Origin of the sequence: Bradyrhizobium sp. (assembly GCF_036735945.1) — a bacterium.
Lineage (GTDB): Bacteria > Pseudomonadota > Alphaproteobacteria > Rhizobiales > Xanthobacteraceae > Bradyrhizobium.
In genome coordinates, this window is record NZ_DAINNI010000201.1 from 1 (window position 1) to 5,826 (window position 5,826).

Annotated in this window: 6 protein-coding genes; 1 reads left to right on the forward strand and 5 read right to left on the reverse strand. The window is 63.1% G+C overall.

Annotation, left to right across the window (positions count from 1 at the left end; all coding sequences use genetic code 11):
- Positions 1 to 70: 70 nt before the first annotated feature.
- Both V7E26_RS28865 and V7E26_RS28870 read right to left on the reverse strand, forming a co-directional pair.
- The gene (locus tag V7E26_RS28865; protein ID WP_324422793.1) at positions 71 to 298 is read right to left on the reverse strand and encodes a hypothetical protein; all 228 of its coding nucleotides are present in this window, start codon (positions 296 to 298) and stop codon (positions 71 to 73) included.
- 242 nt (positions 299 to 540) lie between these two features.
- On the reverse strand, positions 541 to 819 hold the full coding sequence (locus V7E26_RS28870) for a hypothetical protein (RefSeq protein ID WP_442893498.1): 279 nt from the start codon (positions 817 to 819) through the stop codon (positions 541 to 543).
- Positions 820 to 1,026: 207 nt separating this feature from the next.
- Here V7E26_RS28870 and V7E26_RS28875 point away from each other — a divergent pair, with 207 nt between their 5' ends.
- Complete coding sequence (locus V7E26_RS28875) at positions 1,027 to 2,076, forward strand: polysaccharide deacetylase family protein (protein ID WP_324422794.1); 1,050 nt, start codon at positions 1,027 to 1,029, stop codon at positions 2,074 to 2,076.
- Between the two features lie 86 nt (positions 2,077 to 2,162).
- On the opposite strand, the gene V7E26_RS28880 is transcribed toward V7E26_RS28875, so the two are convergent.
- The 3 genes from V7E26_RS28880 to V7E26_RS28890 form a co-directional block, all read right to left on the reverse strand.
- Complete coding sequence (locus tag V7E26_RS28880; protein ID WP_324422795.1) at positions 2,163 to 2,618, reverse strand: hypothetical protein; 456 nt, start codon at positions 2,616 to 2,618, stop codon at positions 2,163 to 2,165.
- 86 nt (positions 2,619 to 2,704) lie between these two features.
- Entirely contained in the window at positions 2,705 to 4,231 is a 1,527-nt protein-coding gene (locus V7E26_RS28885; RefSeq protein WP_324422796.1) for a hypothetical protein, read from the reverse strand.
- Between the two features lie 145 nt (positions 4,232 to 4,376).
- A complete protein-coding gene (locus V7E26_RS28890) occupies positions 4,377 to 5,462 on the reverse strand; it encodes an acyltransferase family protein (protein ID WP_324422797.1) in 1,086 nt (361 codons plus the stop codon).
- Positions 5,463 to 5,826: the final 364 nt, after the last annotated feature.

Consider the following 5,826-nt stretch of genomic DNA (forward strand, 5'->3'; position numbering starts at 1 on the left):
GGGTATCATCCCGATGTTGAATCATGACTCACTTCCCAGGGAAAGTGGGTACTAGAGCCCGCTTCTGGATTTACTGTCCGTGGCTCGCCAGCATCTGCTGGCAGCCCTTGCTGATCCTGGCGCGATTCTGCTTCAGGCAGGCCAGCACGATCTGGTCGCCGTCCTGCATCTGCGCCCGGCAAAACCGCGAGACGTCGCGCGAGCAGGCATCGTGCCCCTTCGCCCTGTCCTGCGGCGTCTGCGCCAAGGCGGCTGACGCGATCAAAACCAGGGGAATAACGCAAAGGATCTTGGTCATTTTGCTTTTGCCTTCGTATCGGGAACCGCAATCAGGACGTCTATAACGTTTTGGAACGAAGTGGGTTACCGCTTCAGGTCAAGAAAACGTGCCTGGATCGCCGAAATCGGCGCCTATGGCGGCATTGCGTGGCCAGAACGGCCCCATGGGGCGCGATCCCCGGTCTCCCCGGAAAGGCAAAAAACGCCTGCGTCGGATCGACGCAAGCGTTCTTGAGAGCCAGGATTTGAAGGCCGGGCAGGTTACTGCGAGGCGAGCTTGCCCCTCTGCGCGGCGAGATCGCGATCCATTACGGCGCGGCAGCCGGCGCTCAGGTCGCTGCGATGCTTCATCATGCAGGCGGTGATCTTCGGGATATTGGGGATTTCGGAGCTGCAGAGGCGAAACGCATCGCCGGTGCACATCTCGCGCGCCTCGGAGCTGAATGCGAAGCTCGCGGTCGAGGACACGGCGGCGAAAGACGTGGTCATGGCCAGCACTAGACTGACCTTGCGAATGGTATTGAAGAACACTGCGGTCATTGTCGGCTCCCTTTGGTCCAGCTACGTGGACCGGCTGTTGATGGTTGCAGCATGCGCGGAACCAAACCGCCCGACTGTGACTGGCCTCACTCAAACATAAACCCCTCAACTCCTTCGCCTAACCGGCGCGCGTTCGCCAGACGTTAAGAAATTGTTGGCATTAATGGTCCGTTGCGTGTGTGTCCCGAGTATCTGGAAAGAATAGCGATGCGTAATGCGTTGGGCCTGATGCTGGCCAGCTTTGTGACGGCGGTTCTCATCACCGGCGTCTGGTTCTGGACTTCCTCGCCGCGCGCCGATGCGGCCCCACCCCAAACCGTCGCCGCCCGCATGGCCGAGCCGCTGCTGGCCCCCGCCGCGAAGCCCGCGCCCAGGGACGACGTCGAGACCACCGCGGGGCTGTCGAAACCGGCCCCCGTCCCTGCGCCCGCCCCCGCGGCATTTCCCGCGCCGATGCCGGCCCGCCCGGCCGCGGCCTGCGCCAACCCGGATGCGCTCGGCGTCAGCCGCGTCGTCGTGATCGACACTACAGGCGGTCCCGGCTTCGGCTTCCTGCAATACAAGCAGTTCGACTTCCTGGCCGACAAGGAAGTGGTGCTGACCTTCGACGACGGCCCGTGGCCGACCACGCCGGCGGTGCTGAAGGCGCTCGCGGACGAATGCACCAAGGCGATCTTCTTCCCGGTCGGCAAGCACACGACCTATCATCCGGAAATTCTCAAGCAGGTCTTCGCCGCCGGCCATACCGTCGGCTCGCACACCTGGTCGCATGCCCATCTCGACAGCAAGAAGCTGACCGAGGCGCAGGTCAGGGAAGAGATCGAGAAGGGCTTTAGCGCCGTGAAGATGGCGCTCGGCGCCGCACCCGCGCCGTTCTTCCGCTTCCCGGGGCTCGGCCATACGCAAGGCGCGCTCGGCTATCTCGCCTCGCGCAACATCTCGATGTTTTCGGTCGACGTCGATTCCAACGACTTCAAATCATCGGGTCCCGACCAGGTCATCCAGAACGTCATGACCAAGCTCGACAAGCAGGGCAAGGGCGTGATCCTGATGCACGATCTGCAGAAGCACACGGCGCTGGCCCTGCCGACGCTGCTGCGCCGCCTCAAGGCCGGCGGCTACAAGGTGGTGCAGATGCGCGCCAGGGAGCAGCTCGAGACCCTGCCCGAATATGACGCGATGCTGGTGAAGGACCAGAAGGTGCCGGCCGTTGCCAGCCGTCCGATCAGCAGCGTGGTGCAGACGGTTTCGCAGTAGGAGTTGGCGGCGCTCGCAAGGCGCCGCCTGAAAACGCGCATGCCCGGCGCAGGGCCGGGCATGACGAAGGAACGCGAGACTATTCCTTACCAGTAGATTCCGTACCGATGCAGGGTGTGGATGAAGCGCGCCAGCCGGTAGCGGCCGTGCGGCCGCATTCCCCGTGACATCGACCCTCTCGACATCGAGCCTCGCGACATCGCGGCCGATCGCTGGTACGCGGGCCTTCCCTGCGCAGCGTGCGAGCGCTGGGCGGCGTACCGGTGGGCCCTAATCCGCCTCGGCGATTCAGCCCTCTGCGTCTCGGCTCCGCGCGTCTCGGCCTTCAGCGTTTCGGCCTTCGGCTCAACGATCGCCGGCCGCTCGGTATATTTCGGCGTTTCCGCAGCCAGCGGCGCTTCGGCGGTCCGTGGTTTGTCCAATGTTTTCACGGTCGCCGGCGCGCTTGGTGTCTCGACGCCGGAGAGTGACAAACTCCGTTCGCCGGCGTGCGCGGCAGCGGAAATCAGAACGAGGCCCGCAATCAGAATGAACTTGCGCATGATAAAAAATCTCCCCTGAGGTTGTCCGCAAGACTACGGGGAGCGGGCGAATTGTTATGTGCCAGAGGTCACGCAGCGCTGCCGGCTCAGGATCTGCCGTGATCGGCACGCCGCAGGATTTCTATCCCGTTGATATTCCTGACCAGCACGTAGGGCTTCAGCAGCGCGGACAATTCGGGATCGCCCGCCGCCCAGGCGCCCCAGTCGCTGTCCTGATTGTCGATGACGACCACATCCGGCGGCTGCTTCTTGAAATCCTCGATCAGGCCGGCACGCTCGCGCGCGACGTAACCCGAAAGGCGATCCGCGGTTGCCTGGTCGATCGAGCCGTCCCGTAGCGCCCGGCGCACGATTTCACGCACCCACAGCGCTTCCTGCCGCGAGACCCAGGTGCCGCCGACTTCCCGCACCATCGGATGGCCGATGACCGCGGCTGCGCTCAGCATCAGGATCTTCGGCCGCGGCCCGAGCAGCGTAATCTCCTCCTGGACGCGTCTGTTGTCGACGCTCGCATTGAACCAGAGGCATGCGTTCGCAAAGATGAGGGCCGTGACCAGCATGGCGCCGATGCGCAGCCGGCGCAGCCCCGCCTGCTCATTGCCGTCGGCCGTGACCGCCCAGCCCGCCGCCATCAGTCCGAGCGCGACCATGGGATAGGCGTGATAGCCCCAGCCCTTGCCCTGCACGAAAAACGAGACCGCAAACCCGAGCGAGCCGGCCATCATCACCAGCGCCGCGGCGTCGACGGTTCGCCGACGGCTTTGCAGCGCCAGCACGACCATGATCGCCAGCAGCCACAGCGTGGTCGCCGACGTCAGCAGGATGAGGAGCAGCGGCGCCTTCAGCAGCAGATAGACGTCACGCACCAGCGGATAGATCAGCGTGTAATATTCCGGATAGAACGTGACGATGCAGAGCGCATGGATCACGACCAGGGCGGCGGCGATCCAGTTCTCCGGCGCGAACAGCACGCGCCAGTCGCGCGCGTGCGCGGCCGCGGTCAGGATGCAAAAGCCGACGCCGAACACGAAATACGGCTTGAAGTTCATGGTCGTCGCGGCGCACAGGCCGGCGACAACGATCGCCCATGGCGCAACCCGCTCGCGGTTGGCGCGCAGGATGTAGACCGCAAGCGCCGGCATCATCATGACCAGCGCGAGATGTTCGCGCTGGCCGAAATCATACATCGGCAGGATGGTGAGCACCGCAGCTGCCCACACCGCCGCCGCGCCACCGGCGCGTTCGCGGAAAGTGGAGAAGCGCAGGACCCGCCATGCCAGCGCCAGCGATGCCGCGATCAACAGGAAGATCAGCCCGTTGGTCATCACTTCCGGCCGCATGCCGGTCGCGCGCGCCAGGAGCACGCCGAGCATATAGACCGATCCCGCCATCGGCGGATTGGTCTCGAGGATGTCGACGTAAAGACGCTGGCCGTCGAGCATGCGCTCGCACAGGATCAGCCACCAGCTGACATCGACGTTGAAGGGCAAAGCCCCTCGCATCATGATCGCCACCATGAAGACGGCGACCACGGCATGCAGCGGACTGACGGTCCAGCTTCGCGGGCGGGCGGCCTTTTCCCCGGGAAGGCTCAGGCCGACATCGAGCGACATGCAAAATCCCTGCGGTTTGGTTTGCAGGCACGCTAGAACGGGGCCAGTTAATAAGGGATTTCAGCTAGCGGACCCGCGCCAGCATCGCCCCGATGCCGCCGCCCTCGCCGCCGATACAGGCTGAATAATCTGTTACATCTGATTTCTAGTGCCGGGGACTGGCCAACGGCTCGGCGAGCTTGGCTGTCCGCGGCCTTCGCAACAGCTTCTTTCCCGGCACTTCAATCAGCCGATAGGCGATCGATGCCAGGGCGATCGTTGCGAAGATGAAACTCACCAGGAATAGCGCGCTGTCATAGGGCATCCGGATGAGAAACGCGACGGACGCCAGATGCACGCCGAGCTGAAGCGGAAAGTGCACGAGATAGATCGAGTAGGAGACGGTGCCGAGATAGACCAGCGGCGCAAGCGTCAGGACCCGATGGGTGACCCGGCCGTGGATCGCACCGACAATCAGGGTCGGAAAGCAGATCAGCACGACCAGGAGATCGCTGAGCCTCGCCAGCTCGCCCAGCGCGCAATAGGCAAGAAATACGCAGGCAGCCGCGATGGCGGCGACATCGGCAAATCCGCTCCTGATGGCGATCCGCGGCAGAAAATGCGCATGCATGCCGTAGAGCGCGACGCCGCAGAGGAAGCCCACGACGGTCCGGAAAATGTCGTTGCTGATCCCGAATGCCAGGGTATCGCTGACCAGGCCATTCCTGAGGATCACCGCAAGTGACACGACGAACAGCAGGAACAGCACCGCGCGCGCGGTGCTGCGCCGGAGCGTGATCGCAGCCAGAAACAGAATGTTGACGACGAATTCGGTCGAGATCGACCAGGATGGCCCATTGAATGACTGCCCCCGTTCAAGCCCGGTTCGATTCAGCAGCGCAAGATTCAGCGTGAAATCATGTGCGTCGTTGAAATGGTAGACGAATGGCTGCGAGGCCAGGCGATTGACCAGTATCCACTGCATGACCGCCACGACGCACAGCGTCGTGAAATGCAACGGATACATACGGGCAATCCGGTCGCGAACATTGTTCGCGAAACTCAGGCTGCGGCGGTCGTTCCAGTAGACGCGGGCCAGCACAAAACCAGACAGCACGAAGAAGAAGTCGACGAGCAGCTCGCCGTGCCGATAGAACGGCGCGAGCAGCGACGGAAGCGGCGCGGCGCCGAAATGGCTCGCATAGTGCCAGCCGACCACGCCAATCGCCGCAAGGGCTCGCAGACTATCCAACTCATGAAGACGAGCCGGTTCGCTGCTCCTGAAAGGCCCTGCCTCGTGGTTCACACGCTATTCCCTGCACACCACGGCGGAATCTATTCGCAAACGGTGTACCCGGGATTAACCGCGTGTGCTGGCTCCGTTGGCGCCGGTCAGCCAATGGCCGACGAGCACCGCGCGGAAAATTCCGAAAATCTGAGCGGAGACATGTTGCCTCCGCCGGAAAATAAGCACAATCTCTGCGTGCTCTATGCGATATTTTCTGAAATTGCAATTTTCCGAGCAGCCCTCCGCAAGGGAGATTTCCATGGCCCAGAGAGACCTAGCCCGTCTTATTCATCAGCGGATTGTTGAGAGGCTGGCGAGCGTGGCGTAA

Bases quoted from the DNA above. Each gene is read 5' to 3' on its own strand.
- V7E26_RS28865 (WP_324422793.1), bottom strand. From the start codon at position 298: ATGACCAAGATCCTTTGCGTTATTCCCCTGGTTTTGATCGCGTCAGCC.
- V7E26_RS28870 (WP_442893498.1), bottom strand. From the start codon at position 819: ATGACCGCAGTGTTCTTCAATACCATTCGCAAGGTCAGTCTAGTGCTG.
- V7E26_RS28875 (WP_324422794.1), top strand. From the start codon at position 1,027: ATGCGTAATGCGTTGGGCCTGATGCTGGCCAGCTTTGTGACGGCGGTT.
- V7E26_RS28880 (WP_324422795.1), bottom strand. From the start codon at position 2,618: ATGCGCAAGTTCATTCTGATTGCGGGCCTCGTTCTGATTTCCGCTGCC.
- V7E26_RS28885 (WP_324422796.1), bottom strand. From the start codon at position 4,231: ATGTCGCTCGATGTCGGCCTGAGCCTTCCCGGGGAAAAGGCCGCCCGC.